At 37.1% G+C, this 24,944-nt stretch carries 26 protein-coding genes; 13 read left to right on the top strand and 13 right to left on the bottom strand.

Translation table 11 applies throughout. The features are described 5' to 3' along the window. Positions 1-40: 40 nt before the first annotated feature. The 6 genes from atpA to ACTJIV_RS07520 form a co-directional block, all read right to left on the bottom strand. On the bottom strand, positions 41-1,618 hold the full coding sequence (gene atpA, locus ACTJIV_RS07545) for a F0F1 ATP synthase subunit alpha (protein WP_111958085.1): 1,578 nt from the start codon (positions 1,616-1,618) through the stop codon (positions 41-43). Between the two features lie 18 nt (positions 1,619-1,636). After that, positions 1,637-2,176, bottom strand: a complete 540-nt coding sequence (atpH, locus tag ACTJIV_RS07540; RefSeq protein WP_111958087.1) for an ATP synthase F1 subunit delta — start codon at positions 2,174-2,176, stop codon at positions 1,637-1,639. Between the two features lie 2 nt (positions 2,177-2,178). Then, positions 2,179-2,676: a F0F1 ATP synthase subunit B gene (locus tag ACTJIV_RS07535; RefSeq protein ID WP_440626603.1), complete on the bottom strand. Its 498-nt coding sequence runs from the start codon at positions 2,674-2,676 to the stop codon at positions 2,179-2,181. An 86-nt stretch (positions 2,677-2,762) separates the two neighbouring features. Continuing rightward, positions 2,763-2,957, bottom strand: coding sequence for an ATP synthase F0 subunit C (atpE, locus tag ACTJIV_RS07530; protein WP_002979108.1), 195 nt, complete (start codon positions 2,955-2,957; stop codon positions 2,763-2,765). 48 nt (positions 2,958-3,005) lie between these two features. After that, positions 3,006-4,103: a F0F1 ATP synthase subunit A gene (atpB, locus tag ACTJIV_RS07525; RefSeq protein ID WP_440626601.1), complete on the bottom strand. Its 1,098-nt coding sequence runs from the start codon at positions 4,101-4,103 to the stop codon at positions 3,006-3,008. Between the two features lie 59 nt (positions 4,104-4,162). Next, positions 4,163-4,534, bottom strand: coding sequence for a hypothetical protein (locus tag ACTJIV_RS07520; protein WP_034725372.1), 372 nt, complete (start codon positions 4,532-4,534; stop codon positions 4,163-4,165). 169 nt (positions 4,535-4,703) lie between these two features. Here ACTJIV_RS07520 and ffh point away from each other — a divergent pair, with 169 nt between their 5' ends. Further along, positions 4,704-6,065 carry a signal recognition particle protein gene (gene ffh / locus ACTJIV_RS07515; protein WP_048504315.1) on the top strand — a complete coding sequence of 454 codons (1,362 nt, stop codon included), beginning with the start codon at positions 4,704-4,706 and terminating at the stop codon, positions 6,063-6,065. A 64-nt stretch (positions 6,066-6,129) separates the two neighbouring features. On the opposite strand, the gene ACTJIV_RS07510 is transcribed toward ffh, so the two are convergent. The 5 genes from ACTJIV_RS07510 to ACTJIV_RS07490 form a co-directional block, all read right to left on the bottom strand. Beyond that, complete coding sequence (locus ACTJIV_RS07510; protein WP_440626600.1) at positions 6,130-6,783, bottom strand: porin family protein; 654 nt, start codon at positions 6,781-6,783, stop codon at positions 6,130-6,132. Between the two features lie 83 nt (positions 6,784-6,866). Beyond that, positions 6,867-7,529, bottom strand: coding sequence for an outer membrane beta-barrel protein (locus ACTJIV_RS07505; protein ID WP_111958095.1), 663 nt, complete (start codon positions 7,527-7,529; stop codon positions 6,867-6,869). Positions 7,530-7,941: 412 nt separating this feature from the next. Next, positions 7,942-8,439, bottom strand: coding sequence for a hypothetical protein (locus ACTJIV_RS07500; protein WP_111958097.1), 498 nt, complete (start codon positions 8,437-8,439; stop codon positions 7,942-7,944). Positions 8,440-8,578: 139 nt separating this feature from the next. Then, positions 8,579-9,244, bottom strand: coding sequence for a porin family protein (locus ACTJIV_RS07495; RefSeq protein ID WP_440626599.1), 666 nt, complete (start codon positions 9,242-9,244; stop codon positions 8,579-8,581). Positions 9,245-9,368: 124 nt separating this feature from the next. Next, a complete protein-coding gene (locus ACTJIV_RS07490) occupies positions 9,369-10,325 on the bottom strand; it encodes a PhoH family protein (protein ID WP_111958101.1) in 957 nt (318 codons plus the stop codon). A gap of 138 nt (positions 10,326-10,463) precedes the next feature. Here ACTJIV_RS07490 and ACTJIV_RS07485 point away from each other — a divergent pair, with 138 nt between their 5' ends. The 7 genes from ACTJIV_RS07485 (at position 10,464) to rplI (ending at position 16,485) form a co-directional block, all read left to right on the top strand. After that, positions 10,464-11,291 (top strand): SAM hydrolase/SAM-dependent halogenase family protein, encoded by an 828-nt coding sequence (locus ACTJIV_RS07485; RefSeq protein ID WP_111958103.1) that lies wholly within the window; start codon positions 10,464-10,466, stop codon positions 11,289-11,291. Positions 11,292-11,354: 63 nt separating this feature from the next. Then, positions 11,355-12,671, top strand: coding sequence for a dihydrolipoamide acetyltransferase family protein (locus ACTJIV_RS07480; protein WP_223559350.1), 1,317 nt, complete (start codon positions 11,355-11,357; stop codon positions 12,669-12,671). A gap of 381 nt (positions 12,672-13,052) precedes the next feature. Beyond that, entirely contained in the window at positions 13,053-13,406 is a 354-nt protein-coding gene (locus ACTJIV_RS07475) for a hypothetical protein (RefSeq protein ID WP_440626598.1), read from the top strand. Between the two features lie 150 nt (positions 13,407-13,556). Further along, positions 13,557-14,909: a chloride channel protein gene (locus tag ACTJIV_RS07470; RefSeq protein WP_336378645.1), complete on the top strand. Its 1,353-nt coding sequence runs from the start codon at positions 13,557-13,559 to the stop codon at positions 14,907-14,909. Positions 14,910-15,121: 212 nt separating this feature from the next. Further along, positions 15,122-15,463: a 30S ribosomal protein S6 gene (rpsF, locus tag ACTJIV_RS07465; protein ID WP_034706729.1), complete on the top strand. Its 342-nt coding sequence runs from the start codon at positions 15,122-15,124 to the stop codon at positions 15,461-15,463. Between the two features lie 31 nt (positions 15,464-15,494). Then, complete coding sequence (gene rpsR, locus ACTJIV_RS07460) at positions 15,495-15,797, top strand: 30S ribosomal protein S18 (protein ID WP_034706728.1); 303 nt, start codon at positions 15,495-15,497, stop codon at positions 15,795-15,797. A gap of 169 nt (positions 15,798-15,966) precedes the next feature. Continuing rightward, entirely contained in the window at positions 15,967-16,485 is a 519-nt protein-coding gene (gene rplI, locus ACTJIV_RS07455; protein ID WP_111958111.1) for a 50S ribosomal protein L9, read from the top strand. A 254-nt stretch (positions 16,486-16,739) separates the two neighbouring features. Here rplI and ACTJIV_RS07450 read toward each other — a convergent pair whose 3' ends face one another. Further along, positions 16,740-17,543: a helix-turn-helix domain-containing protein gene (locus ACTJIV_RS07450; RefSeq protein WP_440626596.1), complete on the bottom strand. Its 804-nt coding sequence runs from the start codon at positions 17,541-17,543 to the stop codon at positions 16,740-16,742. Between the two features lie 137 nt (positions 17,544-17,680). Here ACTJIV_RS07450 and ACTJIV_RS07445 point away from each other — a divergent pair, with 137 nt between their 5' ends. From ACTJIV_RS07445 to ACTJIV_RS07430, 4 genes are all read left to right on the top strand, one after another. Next, positions 17,681-19,018, top strand: coding sequence for a TolC family protein (locus ACTJIV_RS07445; RefSeq protein WP_440626595.1), 1,338 nt, complete (start codon positions 17,681-17,683; stop codon positions 19,016-19,018). A gap of 5 nt (positions 19,019-19,023) precedes the next feature. After that, on the top strand, positions 19,024-20,070 hold the full coding sequence (locus ACTJIV_RS07440; protein WP_111958119.1) for an HlyD family secretion protein: 1,047 nt from the start codon (positions 19,024-19,026) through the stop codon (positions 20,068-20,070). Between the two features lie 327 nt (positions 20,071-20,397). Next, positions 20,398-21,960, top strand: a complete 1,563-nt coding sequence (locus tag ACTJIV_RS07435; RefSeq protein ID WP_440626594.1) for a hypothetical protein — start codon at positions 20,398-20,400, stop codon at positions 21,958-21,960. Between the two features lie 44 nt (positions 21,961-22,004). Further along, positions 22,005-23,366 carry an aldehyde dehydrogenase gene (locus ACTJIV_RS07430; protein ID WP_440626593.1) on the top strand — a complete coding sequence of 454 codons (1,362 nt, stop codon included), beginning with the start codon at positions 22,005-22,007 and terminating at the stop codon, positions 23,364-23,366. Positions 23,367-23,402: 36 nt separating this feature from the next. Here the strand turns inward: ACTJIV_RS07430 and ACTJIV_RS07425 are convergent, their stop codons facing one another. After that, a complete protein-coding gene (locus ACTJIV_RS07425) occupies positions 23,403-23,975 on the bottom strand; it encodes a thioredoxin family protein (RefSeq protein WP_111958125.1) in 573 nt (190 codons plus the stop codon). 80 nt (positions 23,976-24,055) lie between these two features. Between ACTJIV_RS07425 and ACTJIV_RS07420 the strand changes: the two genes are divergently transcribed. Beyond that, positions 24,056-24,940 (top strand): lysophospholipid acyltransferase family protein, encoded by an 885-nt coding sequence (locus ACTJIV_RS07420; RefSeq protein ID WP_336378639.1) that lies wholly within the window; start codon positions 24,056-24,058, stop codon positions 24,938-24,940. Positions 24,941-24,944 lie beyond the last annotated feature (4 nt).

The following is a 24,944-nucleotide window of genomic DNA, read 5'->3' as shown; positions in this document are numbered from 1 at the left end:
AAGGTTTAAAACGGATTCTAAACCTTAAACAATGAAGATTTTAGTTATATTTAGAAGCTAAATCATTAGCCGCCTGCTTAAGAACGTTGGTAATATCGTTGTCGATTTTACCTGCTTTAATAGCCGCCATTGTGTCAGGGTGCTTAGATCTTAGGAATTCGATATATTCAATCTGGAATTCTTTTACTTTTCTGATCGGAACGTTTCTCAATAAGTTCTCAGTTCCAGCGTAGATCATAGCCACCTGGCTGTCTACAGGAAGTGGAGAGTTTACCGGCTGCTTAAGGATCTCAACGTTTCTTTCTCCTTTAGAGATTACCGCTAAAGTAGAAGCATCAAGGTCAGAACCGAACTTAGCGAACGCTTCCAATTCTTTATATTGAGCCTGGTCTAATTTAAGAGTACCAGATACTTTTTTCATTGATTTGATCTGAGCATTACCTCCTACTCTGGATACAGAGATCCCTACGTTGATCGCAGGACGAACCCCTGAGTTGAATAGATCAGACTCCAAGAAGATCTGTCCGTCTGTAATAGAGATTACGTTAGTCGGAATATATGCAGAAACGTCACCAGCCTGAGTTTCGATAATTGGAAGTGCAGTTAATGAACCACCACCTTTTACGATTGGTCTTAATGAATCTGGTAAATCGTTCATCTGGCTCGCGATTTTGTCATCAGCAATAACTTTCGCTGCTCTTTCCAATAGTCTTGAGTGAAGATAGAAAACGTCTCCAGGATAAGCTTCACGGCCCGGTGGTCTTCTCAATAGTAGAGAAAGCTCACGGTACGCAACCGCTTGCTTGGATAGATCATCATAAACGATCAATGCTGGTCTACCAGTGTCTCTGAAGAACTCACCAATAGATGCTCCAGCCATAGCAGAATATACCTGCATTGGAACCGGATCGGATGCGTTAGCCGCAACAATTACAGTATATGCTAAAGCTCCTTTGTCAGAAAGGGTTTTAACGATTTGCGCTACAGTAGAAGCTTTCTGACCAATAGCAACATATATACAATATACAGGCTTACCTGCATCAAAGAATTCTTTCTGGTTGATGATTGTATCGATCGCAACGGTAGTTTTACCGGTCTGTCTGTCACCAATAATAAGCTCTCTCTGACCTCTTCCTACAGGGATCATAGAGTCAATCGCAACGATACCTGTCTGTAAAGGCTCAGTTACCGGCTGTCTGAAGATAACCCCAGGCGCTTTTCTTTCCAATGGCATTTCGTATAAATCCCCAGTAATAGGACCTTTACCATCGATAGGGTTACCAAGAGTATCTACTACTCTTCCTAACATACCTTCTCCTACTTTGATAGAAGAGATTCTGTTTGTTCTTCTTACTGTATCTCCTTCTTTTACTAATTTACTTTCCCCAAGTAGAGCAACACCCACGTTGTCTTCTTCAAGGTTAAGTACAATACCTTCTACATCACTAGAAAATTTCACCAACTCTCCGTATTGTACGTTTTCTAACCCGTATACACGAGCAATACCATCACCGATGGTTAAAACTGTACCTACTTCCTCAACGTTGGATTGAGTGTCGAAGTTGGCCAATTGCTGTTTTAAGATCGCAGATACTTCTGCCGGATTTATTTCTGCCATTGTATGGTTGTTTTTTCTTTAATTTAATTGAAAATCTTTTTTAACCTGGTTAAGTTTTGTCTTTACAGATGCATCGATCTGCTGATCACCTACTCTTAAAATGTAGCCTCCTAAAATATCTGGCTTCACATTTAAATTCAGATCAAAGTTTGAATCTGATTTTACTAGATTGGTAGATCTTAGAATCTGATCAAGGTTCTCTTTAGAAAGCTGAGTCGCTGTAGTAAGAGTTATTCTCTGTACTCCATTGATATCCTCTACTTTATTGATGAACTCCTGAGCAATATTTTTCAGTTGGTTCTCGCGTCCGTGCTTGATCACTAATCTGATCAGGTTCTGTGAAGAAACTGAAAAATCTTTAAAGATCTGGTCTGCTACCTCTATTTTCTTTTTTGCATCAATGTAAGGTGTAAGGAAGAATTTATTCAAATCTGCAGATTGAGACATGATCTTCTTTACATCTTTCATTTCAGAAAATACAGCAGCTGTCTGACCTGTTTCATTGGTGAAATCAAGCAGTCCCTGTGCGTATCTTTTAGCTACTTTAGATGTAAGCATTCTTAGTTAAGGTTAGATTTGTTTAAATAATTTTGAACTAATTCGTTTTGAGCTTCGTTGTTATCCAACTTCTGCTTAAGGATAGATTCAGCAATATTTACAGATAAAACACCGATTTGAGTTTTGATGTCTGCCATAGCAGCATTTTTCTCAGCATTGATTGTCTGTTTAGCTGCTTCAATCATTTTATCTCCTTCATTTTTAGCAGCATCTTTAGCTTCACCTACGATTCTATCTTTAATTTCTCTGGCTTCTTTAAGGATAGCATCTCTTTCGATTTTAGCTTCACGAATAATTCTTTCGTTATCTTCTTTTAAAGTCTCCATCTCTTTTCTTGCTAATTTAGCTTGATTAAGAGCATCAACAATAGAAGTTTCTCTGTCATTGATTGATTTTAAAATAGGTTTCCAAGCAAATTTGCCTAACAAAAATAATAATGCTAGAAAAATAACAGACTGGATAATAAATAATCCTGATGAAAACTGGTGAATTAATTCCATTATATAAATGTATAAATAATTATTACTTTTTTTCTTAAATAACCATTACCTGTAACCAACCGTTACGGGTAATGGTTTAATTTTAATTAGTTTACTGCGAATAGAGCAGCAAACGCAACACCTTCAACAAGTGCAGCAGCGATAAGCATAGCTGTTTGGATTTTTCCAGATTGCTCAGGTTGTCTAGCGATAGCTTCAAGAGCAGCAGCTCCGATTTTACCAAGACCGATACCTACACCTAGTACTACGATACCAGCACCTACAATTTTAGGGATTTCCATAATATATAATTTTAAAAAATTTGTTTTTACTTTAATTTACAATTTCAATTAGTGAGCAGCATGGTGTTCATGTTCGTGCTCTTGTACTGCCATTCCGATGAACAAAGCTGATAACATTGTGAAGATATAAGCCTGTAAGAATGCTACCAATACTTCCAATAAGTAGATCACTAATGTTAAGAACGGGAATGCAACACCTGCTGCAAAGTTCTTAAACACATAGATCAATCCAATTAAACTCATTACTACGATGTGTCCTGCAGTCATGTTAGCAAAAAGACGAATCATCAATGCGAAAGGTTTAGTAATTGTTCCTAATAATTCGATTGGCAACATGATCAGTTTCATTGGTACAGGAACACCCGGCATCCAGAAGATATGTTTCCAGTAATCTTTGTTAGCAGAGAACGTCGTGATTAAATAAGTAAGGATCGCAAGGAAGAATGTCATGGTAATATTACCTGTAACATTAATTCCGAAAGGCATCAATCCTAATACGTTAAGAAACAATATAAAGAAGAATACTGTTAATAAGTACCCCATAAATCTTTTGTATTTATGTCCGATGTTTGGGATCGCTACTTCATCTCTTACGAAAATAATTAAAGGCTCTAAGAATCTTGCAGCTCCTGTAGGGACAACAGACTTCTTATAAGATTTAGCCATTCCCCCAAATAATACTAACATAAAGATTGACACGAATAAAATGATAAGCACACTCTTTGTAATAGAAAGATCCAAAGGTTTCTCATTCGTAGGATGACCATCTTCACCCAGTGTTAAAGTTCCCGCTGCATCTGTTTTATAAATTTTCTCGTGGTGCAATTTATAATAAGAACCGTCTACTTCAGTCGGCTCACCATGCATGAAACCTTCTTTATTGCTCATAAAGCTATGGAATCCGTTATCATAGAAAATAACAGGAAGAGGAAAACCGATATGGTGACCTTCTTTGTCTACCATCAATGTAAAGTCGTGAGCATCCAACAAGTGATGATCGATAAACTCCTTGTTTTCTTTACTTGTTTTGTCTTTCTCCGAAAGCTCTTGAGCAGGAGCCGCCTCAGCAGTAGCCTCACCGTGCTGTGCAGACACTAAGTTTAATACAAAAATACTGTAGAATAAAACTGCGAATTTCTTAAACATTGATAGGTTTTTTTCGTTGTGCAAAAATATAATATTTTTTCTAGTTTCAATAAATAATTTTACTGTTTTTTGTCATGATTAATCAGCTTAATTGCATAGTATGTAAGCAGTGTTGTCAGGACGAAATATGGAATAATAAAATGAAATTTATAGCCCGGAATCACTTCAAAGTTCAATTTTTTCCTGATTAAGTACATTAAACCGAATTTTAAAAGGATCAGCCCAATCACAGACAGCCCTAAAAATTCAGGCACTACCCTATTAATTAAAACAATCATTGTAATCATCAGCATGAACATGACACTTAAAAAAAGATAAAATTTAACAATAATAATCTCATCTAAGTGAAAAACAAATTTCCAAAGGGAAAAATGGATCAGAAATGTTAAAAAGAATAATACCGTAACCAGGATATTAGGATTTAATTTCATTGCAAATACTATGGTTTATTTTAAGTGATCACAAAAATAGACTTTTTCTATCGAATTTCACATGAATTGATTTTTATCATTTTTTCTATATATATAATATTACGTATCGTAAGACTTTGGATATGCCTAAAAATTCCTTATTTTTGCAAACCTATAATTTACAATACATATGTTTAATAGTTTACAGGATAAATTAGACAAGGCTCTACATAATATTTCCGGACGCGGGAAAATCACAGAAATCAACGTGGCGGAAACCGTAAAGGAGATCCGTAGAGCGCTGGTAGATGCCGATGTTAACTATAAAGTTGCAAAAGATCTTACCAAAAGAGTTCAGGATAAAGCTTTAGGACAGAACGTTCTTACTTCCCTTACACCGGGACAGCTGATGACGAAGATTGTCCATGACGAGCTGGTAGATCTGATGGGAGGTTCTCAGGAAGGAATCAATCTTTCAGGAAAACCTACCGTAATTCTTATTGCAGGTCTTCAGGGTTCGGGTAAGACTACTTTCTCCGGAAAACTGGCCAATTACTTAAAAACAAAAAGAACTAAGAAACCTTTATTGGTTGCCTGTGACGTTTACCGTCCTGCGGCAATTGACCAGCTTAAAGTATTGGGTGGTCAGATCGGGGTTCCGGTATTTACAGAAGAAGGTTCTACCAATCCTTCTACCATTGCTGAAAATGCAATTAATTTTGCAAAAGCAAACGGTCATGATGTAGTGATCGTCGATACCGCAGGACGTCTTGCGATTGACGAGCAGATGATGAACGAGATCAAATCTGTACATTACTTCATCAAGCCCCAGGAAACTTTATTCGTAGTAGATTCCATGACAGGTCAGGATGCTGTAAATACAGCAAAGGCATTCAACGATGCCCTGAACTTTGACGGTGTTGTTCTAACGAAATTAGATGGTGATACGAGAGGTGGTGCTGCTTTAACGATCCGTTCTGTAGTTGAAAAACCAATCAAATTCATCTCTACCGGTGAGAAAATGGAAGCTTTAGATCTTTTCTATCCGGAAAGAATGGCAGACAGGATCTTAGGAATGGGAGATGTAGTTTCCTTAGTAGAAAGGGCCCAGGAACAGTTTGATGAGGAAGAGGCTAAAAAGCTTCACAAAAAGATCGCTAAAAACGAATTCGGATTTGATGATTTCCTTAAACAGATCAACCAGATCAAAAAGATGGGTAATATGAAAGACCTTATGGGAATGATTCCGGGGGTTGGAAAGGCAATCAAAGATGTTGAGATCAGTGACGATGCTTTCAAACACATTGAAGCAATCATCTACTCTATGACACCTGACGAAAGAAGAAGACCTTCTATCATTAATACCCAGAGAAAACAGAGAATTGCAAAAGGTGCAGGAAGAAAGATTGAAGATGTGAATCAACTGATGAAGCAGTTCGAACAGATGGGCAAAATGATGAAGATGATGCAGGGACCTCAGGGAAAACAGATGATGCAGATGATGAGCAAAATGCCAAATATGCCAGGCATGGGCGGAATGATGGGAAAATAAAAATAACAAAGCCTAAACAAAAAGTCATAAAAAAACTCTCAGAAATTCTGAGAGTTTTTTATTTTTATTTGAATTTATATCCTATTCCGATCTGGAAGAAATTCATTTTCAGCTTTTCATCGTTTACTGGATCTTTGATCATATTGGTCAGTCCGAAACTGTAACGGGCATCTACAAATAATCCTTTGTATACGTTATAATCAGCCCCTAAAACCAAACCGAATTCAGAAGACTTAAGATTATCATCAAAGTTCTTTTCCAGGAATTGTTCACCTTCATTTACAGCTTGTTGATTTGCCATTCCTCCTGATACGTCAATATTTACTTTCGTGTTGGTTCTGAAGCTTACAAAAGGTCCTGCGTATACTCCAAGTTCAGGGGTAGCATAATATCTTGCAGTTACAGGAACTACAATTCTGTTGAAATTAAATTTTTCCGTAACAGTAATTCCCATTGTTGAAACTTCAACTTTCCCACCCAGGTTTGCATACTGAACTTCTCCCTGCACAGCAAATTTATTATTGAATTTATGCTCTACCAAAGCGCCTACATAAAAGCCTGATTTAGATTTCAAGCCTCCACTTACGCCTTCAAATGCATCAAGATCGTCATTTGAGTTCAGTTTTGATAATGCATACCCTGCTTTTACACCGAATTTTGTCTGCGCATTCATTCCTGCACAAAAAGCAAGAGCTGATGCCAATAAGATTTTTTTCATGGTTATTTTATTTTAAAAAAGTTTTTAAAGATAAAAAAGCCCTAAAATAATTAGGGCTTCTATTTTTACAAATGCTTTGTTAATTACTTAGCAAATACATATTTAACTCCGAAAGTTACAGAAGATAAATTCAAACCGAACTTATAGTTGTTTACGCTCTTAGCACCATCAACGTCTAATTTAGAAGTGTTGTATCCAAATTCACCGATAGTAGCTTCAATGCTCCAGTTTTTGTTTAAGAAATAATCTAAACCTGGCTTAACGTTAACACCGATTGAAGTATAGTTAGCTTTGTCAGAAGTAGACGCAGTGTTCGTAGTTGATCCTATTGTAGTAGTTGTTGTAGCTTCGTCTTTAAATTGTCCGAATTCCATTGGAACTTCTAATTGACCGAAGATATATAATTTGTCAGCTAAAGTCCAATATTTTCTTACGAAAGGAGCAACAACAAATGCAGATTGAGTACCTTTAGTTTCAGAAACAAAGCTACCACCTGCAATTGATCCAGTTGTAGTTTTAGTAACTTTATCACTTGCATAACCTACTCCTAAACCTACAGCAAGGTTAGTCCCTACAAAGTATCCTGCAGTTGGAACGATTCTGAAGCTTTCTACTTTAGTATCATTGTTGTTGTTTTCTTCCTGAGAATAACCAACTTGTCCTGAAATATATGCAGTTCCTTTTGCAATTTGAGCATTAGATAAACCGAAAAGTGCAACAGCACCCGCTAATAATAATTTTTTCATTTTAAAAAATTTTAATACTTTCTGAGGGCAAATTTACAGTGGCTCTCGCTAATATTAAAATTTGTTAACGTGATTAATATCATCGATAAACATTGGTGTTTTCCGAAAATAAAGCATATTCATTACAGGATTTTGATTTTTTCACAATATTTAGAATAAAAAAATTACAATTTTTCAATAACAGCGAAAAATACTTAGTTTATTTAATTTTACCATTTTCTTTAAATTATGTTTTTTTTCCATAAACATCATGAATAATAAGATTATAAACCGTTAATATTTAACATATTAGTCTTAATATTAAGCAAATATTTATACCTAAAGACAATTTTTCTTCTTTATCAAGTATACATTGTAAAAAAGAAACTCCGGCCTTTAACAGCCGGAGTTCTGAATTATTTTCTACTTTTTCTTATTTGATGAAGAAGTTGTATCCAATATTAATGGCACCTACGTTCCAGTTGGCTGTATACCATCCGTAGTCACGCTTGTTGCTGATTGTCTGGTATCCTAAATAAAGTTCACCTGTAGACATCTGGTATCCAAATTTAGGCTGAGCATAGAAACCACCATCTACTCCATCTTTTGTAGAAATTCCGTATCCAAGATCTAATCCTACAAAGATAGGAGCTCCTGAGAATTTATATTTACCGGAAACTGCTACAGGAATAAATCCGAAATCATCAAAGTTATCTTTTCCAAAGAAATGTGAATACCCTGTGGTAACTCCAAGATCAAGTCCTTTTGTAATGTTCCACATATAGGCAGCATCCACTCCTAATGTAAATGAAGAAGCATCACCAGCATCACCTACCGGAACACCGATGTGACCTCCCAGTTTAAAACCTTCCTGCGCCTGTGCAGCACCGCCTAGCAGTGCAAAAGCACCTAGTAAAAATAGTTTTTTCATTTTTTAAATAGTTTGATTGATGTTGCAAAATTACTAAATATTTTTATTATTAACATAAAATTAACGGGAGACGTCTCTTAGAAACAAAAGAAGCGGGCCTAAATTGGCCCGCTTCATATTTTTAACAAGTTCTTAAAAATTAGTTTCCTCCGAATTTGAACCCAACACCTACCTGGAAGAAGCTGTTAGTCAGTTTTCCATCTCCGGAATCCTTAGCTAAGTTAGAAACTCCCATGTTGTATCTGGCGTCAAAAAACAAACCATTTTCCAAAGCATACTCAGCACCCAGGAAAGGAGCAATATTCAAAGTGTTAACCTGGTCTTTAATGTCTCTCTCATCGTCTGCAGAGATTTCGAATCCTGGAATCATTCCCAAACCAAGATCTGCTACAGTTTTTGTTTTTGCAGAAATGATAAGTCCGAAACTTGCTCCGGCAGAAACTGATAAACCTTCAGTAATGAAGTATTTAGCAGAAACAGGAATCAAAATAGTCCCGAAAGTGGTCTTGTTCTTAATGTTAAAGAATGTACCTGCTTCATCCTCATCTTCCACTCTTTCAGTAACTTTACCTCCTAGTGGCGAGTATAAAACTTCACCCTGAAGAGCAAATTTATCACTTAGTTTATGCTCTACCAAAACACCTGCATAGAAAGTGTGTGAAGGATCTGTATTTTCAGAATTCCCGTCGTCTTTAAATTTTAAAGTTGAAAGTGAGTAACCGGCTTTAGCCCCGAATCTTGTTTCTTGAGCGCTTAGATTAGCGCTAACTACAGCCGCCGCTGCAATAAGTAAAAATTTTCTCATGATTATTTTTTAGTATTCGGTCACAAAACTAAGTTTTTTTTTTAGAACACCAAATAGTGAGTAAAAATATTATCACAAACAATTAATACTAAATGTAAAAACATTCGGTTCAAGCAGTTTCAATTTAATCCTTCAGTCTCTTGTCCTCTTCGTTGTATGCCAGGATGATCTTTTTCACAACAGGATGTCTTACAACATCTTCTTCAGTAAGGTGTACAAAACCGATTTCTTTAACATCTCTAAGAATTCTCATAGCTTCTTTCAATCCGGATTGTTGTTTCGGCGGCAGATCGATCTGGGTTGGATCTCCTGTGATGATGAATTTAGCATTCATCCCCATTCTTGTCAGAAACATTTTCATTTGGGCATGAGTTGTATTCTGTGCTTCATCAAGAATTACAAAGGCATCATCCAGCGTACGCCCTCGCATAAAAGCCAACGGAGCGACTTCAATCACTTTCTTTTCCATAAACCCTTCCAGTTTTTCATGAGGGATCATATCTCTAAGCGCATCATATAAAGGCTGCAAATACGGATCCAGCTTTTCTTTAAGATCTCCGGGTAAAAATCCAAGGCTCTCTCCTGCTTCTACCGCAGGTCTCGTCAGGACAATTCTTTTCACCTCTTTATCTCTCAAAGCTCTCGCTGCCAAAGCCACACTGGTATACGTTTTTCCGGTTCCCGCAGGTCCTATCGCAAAAACCATATCTTTTTTCTCGGTTTCTTTTACCAGTTTCTTAAGATTGGTAGTTTTAGCTTTAATGATCTTACCGTTGACCCCCTTTACAATAATATCCTGGTCGAAAATCAGTTGTTTTTCATTCTCGTCCTTAATATTCAGGACATTCTCAACGTCTTTTAAAGCGATAGAATTGTTTTCAGAGATAAATTTTACAAGATTATCCAGTTTCTGTCTGAGTATATCTAATGCTTCCTGATTACCCATTGCAAAGACAAAATGGTCTCTTCCGGTAATCTTAAGGGTAGGAAAGCTTGATTTTAATAAGTTGAAATATTGGTTATTAACGCCATAGAAGGTCTTTACATCGATGTCTTCTAAATCATATGTTAATTCAAACATGCAGTATTTTATTTTTATTAGATTTTAAAATTAAAGCTTTTTTTCAAATTTATATCAATTCTTTTCTACAATCTTTTGGGGCTTTCTTTTTATTTTAAATAACTTTGCAGGAAACACTATTTATTCTATCAACGATCCATGTCAATTATTACCCTTACTTCGGATTTCGGAAATTTAGATTACAGAGTTGCCGCTGTGAAAGGCAAAATTCTGTCTTTAAATTCTAAGGTTAATATTGTTGATATAACCCACGAAATTCAAGCTTTCAACCTGATACAGACATCGTATATTGTACGCAACGCCTATAAATATTTCCCTAAGGGGACAATTCACATTCTTTCTGTAGACAGTTTTTACAACAGATCCAGAAAAAACATTCTTTATAAGGCAGACGGCTCCTACTTTTTAGCAGCAGACAACGGACTTTTAAGCCTTGTCTTTTTTGATATAAAACCGGAAGCGATATACGAAATCACTTTGAACAACCGCTTCGATGATGTGGTAAACTTTACTTCCACCGATGTTTTTGTGCCTGCAGCAGTACATCTTGCGAATGGCGGACTTCCAGAAGTAATAGGCCGGAAAATAGATTCGGCAAAGGAACTTCTTTTTCCGAAACCTGTCTTCAATGAATCTGAAAAAATGATCATTGGAGAAGTAACCTATATTGATAATTTCGGAAATATAATCTCAAATATCAGTAAAGATTTTTTTGAAAACACAGGCAAAGGAAATGAAGGCTTTACTATAAAATTCAGAAATTTAACACTTTCAAGGGTATATTCCAGCCATACTGAAGTGGTTTCCGACTGGGAAAGGGAAACAGAATTCCACGGACAGTCGGCAGCGATCTTCAATGACAGTCAGCTTTTGGAGCTTACCATCTATAAAGGGAGTAAAAAAAACGGGGCCAAAAGCCTGTTTGGGCTCAATGTAGGCGAGAATATCTACGTTGAATTTGTCTAAGATTATATATTCCATAAAAAAACCGATTTTTTTTATATATTTGTCAAAATCTAAAAATTAAAAATGGCAGAATACAAATTATTGCTTCCTTCCATGGGAGAAGGTGTTATGGAAGCGACAATTATCACTTGGTTATTCAATGAAGGTGATAATGTAAAAGAGGATGATTCCGTAGTTGAAATTGCAACAGATAAGGTAGATTCAGACGTTCCGACACCGGTTTCGGGGAAAATTGTAAAAATCCTGAAACAAAAGGACGAGGTTGCTAAAGTTGGTGAGGCCATTGCCATTTTAGAAATTGAAGGAGAAGGCGGAAATACAGCTTCAGAAGAAGTACAAACAGAAACTCCGGCAGCCGCTCCGGATACAGAAACTTTAAAAGCTATTGAAGAGCCGTTACAGGCTGCAGCTTCCAACGTAGAGTTTTCAGGAGACCTTTACCTGTCACCATTGGTAAAATCAATTGCACAGCAGGAAAACATTTCTGAATCTGAACTTAAAACGATTAAAGGAAGTGGTTTAGAAGGAAGAATCACAAAAGAAGATATATTAGCATACGTTTCCAACAGAGGAAACCAGCCGGCTCAGCAGGCTGTTTCTGCACAACCAGCAACTCCGGCAGCGCCAAAAGTTCCGGCTTCAGCACCGGTTTCTACGGTTCCTGTAGCAGCAGGTGACGAGATCATTCCAATGGACAGAATGAGAAAGATCATTGCTGAAAACATGGTAAAAGCAAAACAGATTGCTCCGCATGTTACTTCTTTCATCGAAACAGACGTTACCAACGTTGTAAAGTGGAGAAACAAGCATAAAGATATTTTCGAAAAACGTGAAGGAGAAAAACTGACTTTCATGCCAATTTTCGTGAAAGCTGTAGTGAAAGCTATCCAGGATTTCCCAATGATCAATGTTTCTATTAACGGTGAAAATATCATTAAAAAGAAAAATATCAATATCGGTATGGCTACAGCTCTGCCGGACGGAAACCTTATCGTTCCTGTAATTAAAAACGCTGATCAGTTATCGCTTTCAGGCTTGGCAAAAGCGATCAACGATTTGGCGTACAGAGCGAGAAACAAAAAACTAAGACCGGAAGATACTCAGGGAGCAACGTATACCATTTCTAACGTGGGAAGTTTCGGAAACCTTATGGGAACTCCTATTATTCCTCAGCCTCAGGTCGCTATTTTAGCTATTGGTGCTATCGTTAAAAAGCCTGCAGTTCTTGAAACTAAAGACGGTGATGTAATTGCCATCCGTCAGCTGATGTTTATGTCTCACTCTTATGACCACAGAGTAGTAGACGGATCTTTAGGAGGGATGATGCTGAAGCATGTTCATGATTATCTTCAGAACTGGGATCTGAATACAGAAATTTAATACCTGATAACTGATAAGGGACTCATTATTTAAAGGTCATGCGGAACTTATCAAACATCTTACCATACAAAACCTCCGAAAATCCGGAGGTTTTTTTACTATTAAAAGATTATCTGTACATTTGAGTTAAATACGAAACTAACCATAAAACATAATAATCTTAATAAAACATCACAACCCCATCTTAAATATGAAAGAAGTAACTTTAATTGCAATTATTTCATTATGCATCATCATTGCCACTTATTTTGTTGAATTTATCATAGGATTTTTCAACATTAATGATATCATGTATGTATACCGTGTTTGTGGCGTAATAAGCCTTCTGGGCTATGTCGGCATCTTACCTTTCTTTATTAAGCTCTATCAAAAACAGCGATAATGGATAATGAGCTAAGAGAACTTTTTGAGATCAAAGAAGATGATCATACAATACTTGTTTCAGAAAAGAAGCCAAATACTGCAAAGCATATTCTTATTCGTCTTGCCATATTTATAGCTGGAACTATAGGTTTTACAGCTGTGATATTTAATGCTAACGGCTGGGATGTTTTAGGTTACCTGATAATTATGTTTGCTTTTCATGCTATCTGGTTTTTTTGTATTCTTATTGAAGCACTCATCCTGCACATCAATAATAAATACATCCTCAGGAATGCCAATCTGAAATTTTCGGCTGTTGTACTGATTCTTTATTGTGTAGCCTATATTGCTATTTTCAATCCACAGTATTAATCATTGCTTTCATCAATACAATATAAAAGCTTCCTTTTGGGAAGCCCCTATATGTATGTATCTCAAATCCGTGGGAACTTTTTTAATAGGATTTTTTAATACCATCTAATTTCCCTATTTTTCGGTTTAATAAAATGTCCCAGTCCACAAATGCTGAAAATTTTCTCCCTCATCCGAACAGGCCTTAAAAAGTCTTTTGACAATATCCGCAACGAGCAGCTGAAAAACAATCTGCTGCAGGCCATTCCCTTCTGGATCGGTTCAGTGATCACCGGCTTTTTTGCGGTGATGTATGCTAAGATATTTGCATGGGGAGAACATCTGTTGCATTTCATGATGAACTGGCATTCGTGGATGATCTTTATTATTGCTCCCATTGGTTTTGTCCTTTCATGGTGGCTGGTGAAAGAATTTGCTCCCAACGCCAAAGGCAGCGGTATTCCGCAGGTGATGGCCGCTGTAGAACTTGCCAATCCGAAGGAACATACCAAAATCAGGAGCCTTTTAAGTCTTAAAATCATCGTTTTTAAAATTATTTCATCTGTCATTCTGGTGATCGGAGGCGGTGCTGTAGGACGTGAAGGACCTACCATCCAAATTGCCGGTTCTGTATTCAGAAAGGTCAATGAATACCTTCCGCACTGGTGGCCGAAAATCTCAAAGAAGAACATGATCATGACCGGTGCGGCGGCAGGACTTGCAGCGGCATTTAATACACCTTTAGGAGGAATTGTATTTGCCGTAGAAGAACTTTCCAAAACGCATATCAATTACTTCAAAACCGCTTTATTTACGGCAGTGATTATTGCGGGCTTAACAGCCCAGACTTTAGCGGGATCCTATTTATATTTAGGCTATCCTAAAACCAATGATGTATCTCTGATGGTTATGTTTCCGATTATCCTTGTCGCGGGAACTTCCGGAATCCTGGCCAGCCAGCTTTCCGTAATGATGCTTAAGATGAGTGACTGGAAGAAAAGGAAGCTTAAAACGGATAAAGCCAATATTATTTTTCTGGTGCTTTGCGCACTGTTTATTGCTTCCATAGCATATTTTATCAACCGCGAGATTCTTGGATCCGGAAAAGAAATCATGGAACGCGTGCTTTTTACTAGCGACAAACATGAAGAATGGTATGTCCCAATCTTAAGAATGCTTGGCCCTGCCCTGTCTTTTACCTCAGGTGGTGCAGGAGGAATTTTCGCCCCGGCCCTGAGTGCGGGTGCCAGTATAGGATCTGTAATCTCCGGGGCCATTCATTTGACGCCCAACGAAACCAATGTAGTAATCCTCGCAGGAATGGTAGCTTTTCTTACCGGAATTACAAGAGCTCCCTTTACTTCCGCTATTATCGTACTTGAAATGACGGACAGACATTCCCTGATCTTCCACCTGATGCTGGCAGGAATGGTATCTTCCATTGTTTCTATTTTAGTAAGCAGACATTCTCTGTATGATGTGATCAAGGTAAATTTTCTGACGGAAATCAGAGAGAAAGATTAATAGAATCATTATATTTATTAGCGATTCCTGTTATTTTTTGGCTTGAAGTTAGCAGAGGAATTAAAAAAAACAGAGTATCAAATCTCTCACTGTCAATTTTAAACTAAAAAACAGCAACCTGTAACTGCCAACTATTTCGCACAACTGTTGTATATTACAAATATATTTTCTAATTTTGCACCTCGAAATAATTAACAAATTCATTTAACATTATGAACAATTACGAAACTGTTTTCATTTTAACTCCCGTTCTATCTGATGCTCAGGTAGAGGAAGCAGTGAAAAAATTTGAAGATCTTTTAAAAGAAAAGAACTGTGAAATCGTTGCCAAAGAAAACTGGGGATTAAAAAAACTAGCTTATCCAATTCAATTGAAAAAGAATGGATTCTACACTTTAATCGAGTTTAAAGGTGAAGGTACTGTAGTTGCTGATTTAGAATTGGCATTCAAACGTGACGAAAGAGTAATCCGTTACCTGACTACAAAACTTGACAAACACGCTGTTGAGTACGCTGTAACTAGAAGAACTAAAATCAAAGCGGCTAGAGCTTAATTATTAACCCTATTTTAAAAAAAGACAAGACATGGCAATAGACGAAATGGCTAAACAAGCCTCAGCTGGAGGAGAATCTGAAGTAAAATTCCTTACTCCACTTGATATCAATACAAAATCTGAAAAGAAATATTGTAGATTCAAAAAATACGGAATTAAGCACGTTGATTACAAAGATGCTGATTTCTTATTACAGTTTGTAAACGAGCAAGGTAAAATCTTACCAAGAAGATACACTGGAACTTCTTTAAAATACCAAAGAAAAGTTTCTGCTGCTATCAAAAGAGCAAGACACCTTTCTTTACTACCTTACGTAGCTGACTTATTGAAATAAGACAAAAAATAAATAAGAGAAGAGGACAACCTCTTCTTTTGTTGCTGAATAAATAATTTAATTCTAACTTGATTTTAGATAAGAGATCTAAGATTTCAGATAAACAGACATTGTCTTCCATCTAATTTCTAATTTCCAGCATCTAAATTCTAAAAAAAGGACAACAACAATGGATATCATCCTAAAAAAAGACGTAGAAAACTTAGGACTTGAGTTTGATACAGTAAGCGTAAAGCCTGGTTATGCAAGAAACTTCTTACTTCCTCAAGGAATTGCACTTTTAGCAACTCCTAAAAACAAAGCAGCTCTTGAAGCTACTTTAGAAGCTAGAAAAGAAGAAGAAGCTAAATTAATCGCTGCTGCTAACGCTGTAGTAGATCAGTTAAAGAAAACTTCTGTTACTATTCCTGCAAAAGTAGGTTCTGGCGACAAGTTATTCGGATCTATCAACAATGCAGATCTTTCTGCTGCTCTTGCTAAAGCTGGAGTTTCTGTAGAGAAGAAATACATCAAAATCCCAGGGAACACTATTAAAAGAACTGGTAAAGTTACTGCAAACATCAGACTACACAGAAATGTTGAGTACAACTTTGAATTCGACATCGTATCTGACGCTCCGGTAGAAGCTCCTAAACCAGCTGCTCCTAAAGCTAAAGTAGTAGAAGAAACTCCTTCTGAAGAAGCTTAAGATTCTAAAGAGATTTTCTCAAATATATAAACCACTTCCTTTGAAGTGGTTTTTTTTTGTATTTGTTGTATTAATATCTTTTTAACTACCCCGTCTTTTTGCGTTGCAAAAATCCACCCCTTCAAGGAGAATTAGGGTCAGGAAAAGCTTGAGGTAAATATTTATTTCTTTTTCCATTGAATTCCTCAACGCTACTCTATATCACAAATCACGGAACCTCCAAAAAACTCTCAAACTCTCCTACTCTCCACAACCTACTTATCTCCTTTCAGTTTCTGCTGATATTCTGTAGGCGGTACCCCAATTACTTTTTTAAAGATATTACTGAATGAAGAAAGGCTGTTATAGCCTACCATCATCGCTATTTCGTACATATTGTATTTGCCTTCCAACATTAATTCCAGTGAACGAGTGATTCTCAGCGCCCGCAGAAAACGGACGTAATTCATGCCTAAAATCTCTTTAAACTTCCGAGAAAGAGTTCTGGTGCTCATGCCAAATTCTTTCGCCGTAGATTCAATGGTAAGAGGTTTTTCAAGGTTAGCATGGATGTATTTGGCAATCTTTAGAAGAGTTTCATCTTTTGGAAAAGGATGCTGAACCGGAAAAGCCAGCTTTTTATCTCTTTTTTCGGGAAGAATTCCTTTTAAGGCTTTAAGGAAATAATATTTAGCACCATCATTTTTTGTGATTTTCCCATCCCAGTCTTTGGTATACAAGATCATCTCCCTGAGCAAGTGACTGACTGAATAGATATTAATTTCATCAAAGAAGCCACTTTCATTCTCCTCTTTTTTAAAATAAAAATTGTATAAATCTACTTTTGGGCTGGTTGAGAAAATATAATGCGGCGTTCCTGCCGGGATCCACATAAAGCATCTTGCCGGAAGATACCAATGTTTAAGATCCGTAAAAACATGAACGATTCCGCCCTCTGCATATACCAATTGGGCAGAACTGTGATGATGAATATCTGTGGTAATATCTCCTGTAAGCACATTATACACATAAAATTCTGCATCATCATCTTCTACCGCTTTAAAATGGCTGTCATTCATCCAATAAAGGTATAAAGAAAATTTTAAATTGGCGTAAATGAGCAAATCTTTTTCTGCTTTCACAAATCAGGTCCCATACTTCGCATCGTAACTTTGCAACATCAAAATCATTTTAGCAAAAATCCTTTAATTAAATTATGAATATGATATTTAACGCATGTAAATATCAGTGCATGACGTTGTGCTTACTGCTTACAGGCAGTTTTTTACACTCACAAATGATCGATTATCAGCATATCAGCCTTCAACAGGCTATTGAGACCGGTTTGAAAAACAACAAAAATATACAGATAAGCCACTTAAAAAAGGAAATGTCTGTCACCAGGGAAAAGGATCTTGCCATGGAAAAACTTCCGGATATAGAATTTCACACCAGCTATAGTCAGGTAACTAATCTTTTCCAGCATCAAAACGGCATTTTCAATAAAGCCACGAAATATGATGTTATTAACGGGATGTATGATTTTACGCTTTCGGCATCAATACCTGTGTATATGGGTGGGAAAATCAGGAATTCAGAGAAAAAAGCGTCTATTGATACCGAAATTTCAGCCTTGCAAACCCATCAGGATGAAAGGCAGCTTAAAATGGAGATCATTACTGCTTTTCTTCAGATCCATCATTTAAAGGAACAGCAAAATCTTATCAATGATAAAATGAAGGAGGATTCTGTAAATATAAAACAGGTAAAAGCTTTAAAAGCCAATGGAGTTGTTACGGTAAATGAAGTTCTGAGAACATCTTTACAGCTTTCCAACCATACTATGAGCTGGACAGAGCTGGACAACGATATACAAATTGCTGAACACAAGCTTAAAACCATCCTTTCTCTTTCTGAAAACCAGGAAATGCATGTAGATACGGAGGATCTTATCTCCGACAGAGCTACGATTCCCTATATTGATGAACTGACGGAAACTGCTTTAAGTAAGAGCGAATCCGTAGAAATGGCCCACAAAAATCTTTCGTTAAAAGAACTGGATCAAAAAATTATAAAAGCAAATTATTTACCCAAAATTACGGCAGGAGGAGAATACTTTATCAAATATCCCAATATGATGTTTTTCCCTCCTGAGCCCTACGCCTACCGTTTGGGAATGCTTGGAGTGAATCTTACTTATCCCATCGAAAATTTGTATAAAAACAAATACAAGATGCAGGAAGCCCGGGAAAATATTGATCTGGCAAAGCTCCAGATTGAAGAGAATGATGAAAAGGTAAGACATACCGTTTATGAAGCTTATAAAAAATTCGAAGAAACCGATCAGAAAGTGAAGATTGCTGAAGAAGCCATTGGCCAGGCCAAAGAAAACTACCGTATTGTAAAGACAAAATATGCGAATAAACTAAGCCTGATCACAGAACTCATCGATGCAGATAATGCTTATCTGGAAGCTGAATCCAATCTTATCTCCGTAAAAATTAACCGACAACTAAAATATTATCAACTCCAGTACACGATTGGAAACTTATAAAAACTATGGCAAAGAAACAACTGACACAAAAGGAAAAAAGAATCAACAAGTCAATTACACTTCTGGCCTGGATCCTGATCATCAGCGGCATCACAGGCATGGTAAGTTTCTATCTCTTCTCAAGAAAAAACGTCACCACGAACGATGCTCAGATCGAACAGTATATTACCCCTGTTTCCAGTAAGGTTTCAGGATTCATTAAAAGTATACGTTTTGAAGAAAACCAGTTTGTGCACAAAGGAGATACCTTGATTGTTATCGATAACAGGGAATTTGTCAACCAGGTAAAAATGGCTGAGGCCGGCCTTCATGCCAATGCAGAAAACATCACAACCATTGAAAGTGGGGTTAATACAAAGAAAAGTGATTCAAAGATTATTGATGCCAAAATAGCTTCAGCAAAAATTGATATATGGAGAACAGAACAGGATTTTAAGAGGTATAAGAACCTGGTTTCTGAAGACGCCGCTACCGAACAGCAGTTTGAGAATATAAAAGCCTCTTACGAGCAGGCCAAAGCCAATCTTTTAGCCTTAGAACAACAGAAAAATTCAGTAAAAGCTGGTGCTAATGAACAGCAGACCAAAGTTGCCCCGGTAAAAAGCCAGATCCAGCAGAGTTCCGCAAATCTTAATAATGCCAGACTTTTTCTTTCATATACTGTGATCACCGCTCCGTACGATGGCTGGGTAGGCAAAAAAACAATCCAGGAAGGACAGCTGATCAAAGAAGGCCAGGCTCTGGTACAAATGGTAAGCAAGGAAAAATGGATCATTGCCAATTATAAGGAGACCCAACTCGGCCAGATTGATACGAAACAGGAAGTAACAATTACTGCAGATGCCTATCCTGAAATTGAGTTTAAAGGAAAAGTAGTTTCTGTATCGCCGGCATCAGGCTCACAGTTTTCTCTGGTAAAGCCTGATAATGCCACGGGAAACTTTGTCAAAATCGAACAGAGATTTCCGGTAAAAATCATTCTCGATACCAATCAAAATAACGAAAAACTGCTTTCCGGAATGAATGTCCTGGTGAGCGCGAAGAAGATATAAAGTTTTTGTGTGGGAGGGTTTTAAGCTTTTAGAGTTTTAGAGTTTTAGAGTTTTAGAGTTTTAGAGTTTTAGAGTTTTAGAGTTTTAGAGTGAAAGATAGTAAACAAATCCAATTTCTACATCAATAACAGCCAGATTAGATTTTTTTTAGCGGAAAGACGGGATTGCAGCGACAGGCTTTTGGTTATTCTTTAGCGTTTGTCATCTTACCTTTTACTTTTACATTCTGCTCTTTGTCTTTCCGCATTTTATTTCGATGAAATAGTGAGAAATATCTATGCCTTCGCATTAAATTAATAATCACCAATTATCGCATTTACACATCTTATGCAGCATAATACAGTTTATCACAAATGGGTCCCGCAATGGCTGAAGCTGCCGCTTCTGGTGTTGGCACTATTTCCCCACCTGATGTTGTTGTCGCTTTTGCATTCCAATAGCGCCTTCACTTCTTCTTTTATGGATGTAGATTCAGATGACATCCAGTACTTAATGATTCTGATGTATGGAACCTTTGTGGTCACTCTTTTGGTTTTACAGAGGTTTATGGCTTATTTCAGCGTTAAATATTATGTTTTGCTGATGTCTTCCATTTCTGTGATCATTCTTTATGCCCTCTCGGTTACCAACAATTACCAGGTCATCCTGGTCATAAGATTTCTGGAAGGCATTTTCGGGCTGCTGGAAGGCGCTATTTTTCTCCCACTGATCATTGCTGAATTGAAAACAAAACACGCTAAGGTAATAGCCTATCTTTTCATGTATACCATCATGCTCACAGGAGGAACAGTCACTACATCACTACTTAAATCAAGCATTGAAAATTATGATTTCCGGCATATGATCTTGATGATGGTTTATTTTCATGTTTTTGTCCTGGTTATCGGAATCGCTCTTTTCAATACCAACCGGTTTTTTCCTAAAATGCCACTTTATCAACTGGACATCACAAGTTGGTTCCTGTTGTGGGCCTGTCTTCAGTCAGGAGGGTATGCCATCATTTACGGAAAAAGACTGATGTGGTTTGAGTCTGATACCATTATCATGTGTCTTTTTATATTTCTTCTTTCAGGAGGATTGTTTATGCTGAAGCAAAGGAATTCCAAAAGACCGATCTTTCATTTTGAAGTATTCAGCTCAAAGAATGTGATTGCCGGGATGATCCTTTTTTTTATTTTTTATCTGATCCGTTCCGGCCTGAACAATGTTTACAGCATTATGGCAACGGTCTGGAAATGGCCATGGGACTATATTGTCAACATTCAATACTGGAATGTGGTAGGGACGTTTATTGGTATTTTTTTATCGGGGATCTGCCTGATGCGTGGCATTTCTTCAAGGATTGTTTTTTTTACCGGATTTTTGCTGCTGGCAGTAGACTGTGCATGGTTTACGTATACATTTTATCCGGACACTACCCTTTCTACAATCTGCCCGCCTTTACTTCTGCAGGGAATTGCTCAGGGCTTACTGTTTACGCCCCTTGTTTTCTTTCTTATTTCCGGAACGCCGGAAGAATATCTCTCCAATGCAACAGCTTTAGGAACTACAACCCGTTTCTGGACCACTGCTATCGGCTATGCTTTAATGCAGAACCTGATGCTTTTTTTAACCTTAAAGCATTCTGATACTTTAAGCTTTAATCTTACAGATACCAATCCGGTTTTTTACAGTCAATGGAACCAGATATTCGGAGCTCAACTCTCTAAACTGCCCGTGAATGAGTCTTTATCAGTGACTGCCGGAGCCTTTAAAGCAAAAATAACAGCCCAGTCGATCCTCCTTTCCAATATGGAAATTTTCACAGGACTGTTCTGGCTGGCATTGATCACGGCGTTTGCTTTACTGCTTTACCACCCTGTGAAAATTGCGGTGAGAAATATTATGTGATTTTAGGCCGAAAATTTGCTGTACTTTCCGAAATTTGAATTGTAATGGGAATTCAGGAAATCGTAGATCATCAGAAAGCTTTTTTCAAGACACAGCAAACGAAGAATATCAAGTTCAGAAAAATGTATCTTGAAAAGCTCCGTGATATTATTATAAAGAATGAAGAGCTCTTGTATGAAGCTGTTTACAAAGATTTCGGCAAATCAAAGTTTGATACTTTTACCACAGAGATTTCCTTTGTTTTGAATGATATTAAGTATTATCTGAAGAATTTAAATGCACTTTCAAAACCTAAAAGAGTCAGGACCAACCTGGCCAATCAACTTGGAAAAAGTAAAATTTATCCAGAACCTCTAGGAAATGTTCTTGTTATAGGTGCATGGAATTATCCTTATCAATTGTCGATTTCCCCTGTAATTGCTGCGCTGGCAGCAGGAAACTGCTGTGTTTTAAAGCCAAGTGAAATTGCAGAAAACACAATGAAGGCAATGGCAAAAATCATCAATGAAAATTTCCCTCCCGAATATCTGTATGTGTATGAAGGCGGTATTGGTGAAACCACAGAGCTTTTAAAGTTAAAATTCGACAAAATATTCTTTACCGGAAGCACTAAGGTTGGAAAGATCATTTATCGGGCTGCTGCAGAACATTTAACGCCTGTTGTGCTTGAATTGGGCGGAAAATCGCCCGCTATTGTAACCAAAGATGCAGATCTTGAGGTAGCTGCCAAAAGAATTATATGGGGGAAATTCCTCAATGCCGGACAAACCTGTGTAGCACCGGATTATCTGCTGGTCGAAGAACCTATCCATGAACAGTTTTTGGAAACACTGAGAAAGTATATTATGGAATTTAAGTACGGACCGGACTCTGAACATTATACAAGAATTATCAATCAAAGAAACTTCCAACGTTTGGTAAAGCTAATCGATAAAGAGAAAATTTACTTTGGTGGAAATTTCGATGAAAAGAACCTATTTATAGAGCCTACCCTTCTAAATAATGTAAGCTGGGAAGATGATGTTATGCAGGAAGAAATTTTCGGTCCGATACTCCCTGTTATTAGCTTTACCAATTTTAATTTGGTTCTTACTACCATCCTGGAGTTTGAAAAACCGCTGGCCGCTTATCTTTTTACCCGGAATTCTGAAGAAAAAGAAGCGTTCACCACGAAATTGTCGTTTGGTGGAGGATGCATTAATGATGTGATCATGCATTTAGGAAATGACCGTCTTCCTTTTGGAGGGGTTGGAAACTCAGGTATTGGAAGTTATCATGGAATATATGGTTTTGAAGCATTTTCTCATCAGAAATCCATTCTTGAAAAAGCAACCTGGGGTGAGCCTGATATAAAATATCCGCCTTATTCAGATAAAAAATTAAGCTGGATCAGGAAACTGCTGTAAATAAAAAAAACCGGGAAGAATTTCCCGGTTATACTTTTATGACTTTGGAGCCCACTGGTCAAAGAACTCTTTTACTTTTTCTTTGCTGTATCCTTTTCCTTCTTCAAGAACAGAACTGTCTTTTAAAACATGAATCATTTTTCCGTTTTTATCCAAAACTATGAAAAAAGGATAGCCAAGCTTTTCTTTAATGTCCACATATTTAGCAAAAACTTTTTCATTTTTATTTTCCGGGGAGTAATTCAAATGATAATACAGATAGTTTTTATCTACAGTTTCCTTCAACTCAGGAGTGTTCTGAACAAAATTATTAAAGCGCAGGCACCAGATACACCAGTTTCCTCCGGCCTGAATCACAATATTCTTACCTTCTTTTTTAGCCTGAGCTACTAGCTTGTTAATATCAGCTTCAGCATTAGCTTTAGGATCATAAGGTTTGGGAAGTTTTGCTTTTTCTTCTGCTGCTTTCTTCTTCGCATCCAGCTCTGCATGATCAGGTTTTACCAGAAGAGCATTATCCTGCTTTCTTGCTTCCGGTACATTTTTGGTTTCCTGAGAAAAAGCAAGTATGCTTAGTCCAAGAAAAGCTATGATCGACAATTTTTTCATAACATAAAAATAAAAAAAATAATACTTATTGCAAGCAAAAATAGAACCATAATTTTATTATCACTAGATTTGCATGTTTTATGAATTTCCTAATCAAAATATTATATCTCATTTCTAAACTTCCGCTTAAAGTATTGTATATTTTTTCGGACGTTATGTTTTTCTTAAATTATTATCTGGTAGGCTATCGCAAGAAGGTAATTACGCAGAATCTCCAAAACTCTTTTCCTGAGAAGTCTGAGGAAGAAATAAGAATTATAAGAAAGAAATTTTATCTTAATTTTTCAGATTATCTTGTAGAAACCATTAAATCTTTCAGTATTTCTGAAACGGAATCCCGGGTAAGAATGCAGCACATCAATCAGGAAGCATTCCATGAAGCTAAAGCAGAAGGAAAAAATGTGATCATGCTTGCCGGACATGTTTTTAACTGGGAATGGATGAATGCTTTCGCAAGAATTATTCCGCAGAAACATTGCCATCCGGTATACAGAAAAGTGAACAGTGATTTCTGGGAGAACCAGATGAAAAAAGTTAGGAATAAGTTTGGGAATGAAGCTCTGGAAGCCAATGAAGTGATCTTGAATATCTTCAGGTCTAAAAATGATGGTGAATCGGCTTATATGTTTGTAGCGGATCAGACCCCGCATGTTGCCCACGTCAATTACGGATTAGAGTTCCTGCACCAGAGAACCCCTGCATTTATAGGATACGATAAGCTGGCTACCAGAATGGACCTTGCCTTCATTTACTGTGAAATGAAGAAAGTAAAACGGGGATACTACCAGGTAAACTACCACAGGATCTATCCTGACGGTGAAAAGTTTACGGAACATGAAGTGGTAAGGAAATTTCATAAGCTTCTGGAAAACACTTTACATAAGCACCCGGACAATTATCTCTGGTCACACAGAAAATGGAAGTACCAGGATTCTATTAAATCGTTTGATGCTGAAAAAATATAATCCT

It is taken from the genome of Chryseobacterium sp. 22532 (assembly GCF_052044665.1).
GTDB lineage: Bacteria > Bacteroidota > Bacteroidia > Flavobacteriales > Weeksellaceae > Chryseobacterium > Chryseobacterium lathyri.
This window is presented reverse-complemented; position numbering and strand designations above follow the sequence as displayed.

Excerpts from the sequence above, each read along its gene's own strand:
- ACTJIV_RS07520 (WP_034725372.1), bottom strand. The coding sequence starts at position 4,534 with ATGAAATTAAATCCTAATATCCTGGTTACGGTATTATTCTTTTTAACA.
- ACTJIV_RS07440 (WP_111958119.1), top strand. The coding sequence starts at position 19,024 with ATGGCAAAGAAACAACTGACACAAAAGGAAAAAAGAATCAACAAGTCA.
- ACTJIV_RS07425 (WP_111958125.1), bottom strand. The coding sequence starts at position 23,975 with ATGAAAAAATTGTCGATCATAGCTTTTCTTGGACTAAGCATACTTGCT.
- ACTJIV_RS07445 (WP_440626595.1), top strand. The coding sequence starts at position 17,681 with ATGAATATGATATTTAACGCATGTAAATATCAGTGCATGACGTTGTGC.
- ACTJIV_RS07535 (WP_440626603.1), bottom strand. The coding sequence starts at position 2,676 with ATGGAATTAATTCACCAGTTTTCATCAGGATTATTTATTATCCAGTCT.
- atpH (WP_111958087.1), bottom strand. The coding sequence starts at position 2,176 with ATGCTTACATCTAAAGTAGCTAAAAGATACGCACAGGGACTGCTTGAT.
- atpE (WP_002979108.1), bottom strand. The coding sequence starts at position 2,957 with ATGGAAATCCCTAAAATTGTAGGTGCTGGTATCGTAGTACTAGGTGTA.
- ACTJIV_RS07435 (WP_440626594.1), top strand. The coding sequence starts at position 20,398 with ATGCAGCATAATACAGTTTATCACAAATGGGTCCCGCAATGGCTGAAG.
- rpsF (WP_034706729.1), top strand. The coding sequence starts at position 15,122 with ATGAACAATTACGAAACTGTTTTCATTTTAACTCCCGTTCTATCTGAT.
- ACTJIV_RS07430 (WP_440626593.1), top strand. The coding sequence starts at position 22,005 with ATGGGAATTCAGGAAATCGTAGATCATCAGAAAGCTTTTTTCAAGACA.
- ACTJIV_RS07480 (WP_223559350.1), top strand. The coding sequence starts at position 11,355 with ATGGCAGAATACAAATTATTGCTTCCTTCCATGGGAGAAGGTGTTATG.
- ACTJIV_RS07475 (WP_440626598.1), top strand. The coding sequence starts at position 13,053 with ATGGATAATGAGCTAAGAGAACTTTTTGAGATCAAAGAAGATGATCAT.
- ACTJIV_RS07485 (WP_111958103.1), top strand. The coding sequence starts at position 10,464 with ATGTCAATTATTACCCTTACTTCGGATTTCGGAAATTTAGATTACAGA.
- ACTJIV_RS07450 (WP_440626596.1), bottom strand. The coding sequence starts at position 17,543 with ATGAATGACAGCCATTTTAAAGCGGTAGAAGATGATGATGCAGAATTT.
- ACTJIV_RS07500 (WP_111958097.1), bottom strand. The coding sequence starts at position 8,439 with ATGAAAAAACTATTTTTACTAGGTGCTTTTGCACTGCTAGGCGGTGCT.
- ffh (WP_048504315.1), top strand. The coding sequence starts at position 4,704 with ATGTTTAATAGTTTACAGGATAAATTAGACAAGGCTCTACATAATATT.
- ACTJIV_RS07505 (WP_111958095.1), bottom strand. The coding sequence starts at position 7,529 with ATGAAAAAATTATTATTAGCGGGTGCTGTTGCACTTTTCGGTTTATCT.
- atpB (WP_440626601.1), bottom strand. The coding sequence starts at position 4,103 with ATGTTTAAGAAATTCGCAGTTTTATTCTACAGTATTTTTGTATTAAAC.
- ACTJIV_RS07420 (WP_336378639.1), top strand. The coding sequence starts at position 24,056 with ATGAATTTCCTAATCAAAATATTATATCTCATTTCTAAACTTCCGCTT.
- ACTJIV_RS07490 (WP_111958101.1), bottom strand. The coding sequence starts at position 10,325 with ATGTTTGAATTAACATATGATTTAGAAGACATCGATGTAAAGACCTTC.
- ACTJIV_RS07470 (WP_336378645.1), top strand. The coding sequence starts at position 13,557 with ATGCTGAAAATTTTCTCCCTCATCCGAACAGGCCTTAAAAAGTCTTTT.
- rpsR (WP_034706728.1), top strand. The coding sequence starts at position 15,495 with ATGGCAATAGACGAAATGGCTAAACAAGCCTCAGCTGGAGGAGAATCT.
- ACTJIV_RS07495 (WP_440626599.1), bottom strand. The coding sequence starts at position 9,244 with ATGAGAAAATTTTTACTTATTGCAGCGGCGGCTGTAGTTAGCGCTAAT.
- atpA (WP_111958085.1), bottom strand. The coding sequence starts at position 1,618 with ATGGCAGAAATAAATCCGGCAGAAGTATCTGCGATCTTAAAACAGCAA.
- ACTJIV_RS07510 (WP_440626600.1), bottom strand. The coding sequence starts at position 6,783 with ATGAAAAAAATCTTATTGGCATCAGCTCTTGCTTTTTGTGCAGGAATG.
- rplI (WP_111958111.1), top strand. The coding sequence starts at position 15,967 with ATGGATATCATCCTAAAAAAAGACGTAGAAAACTTAGGACTTGAGTTT.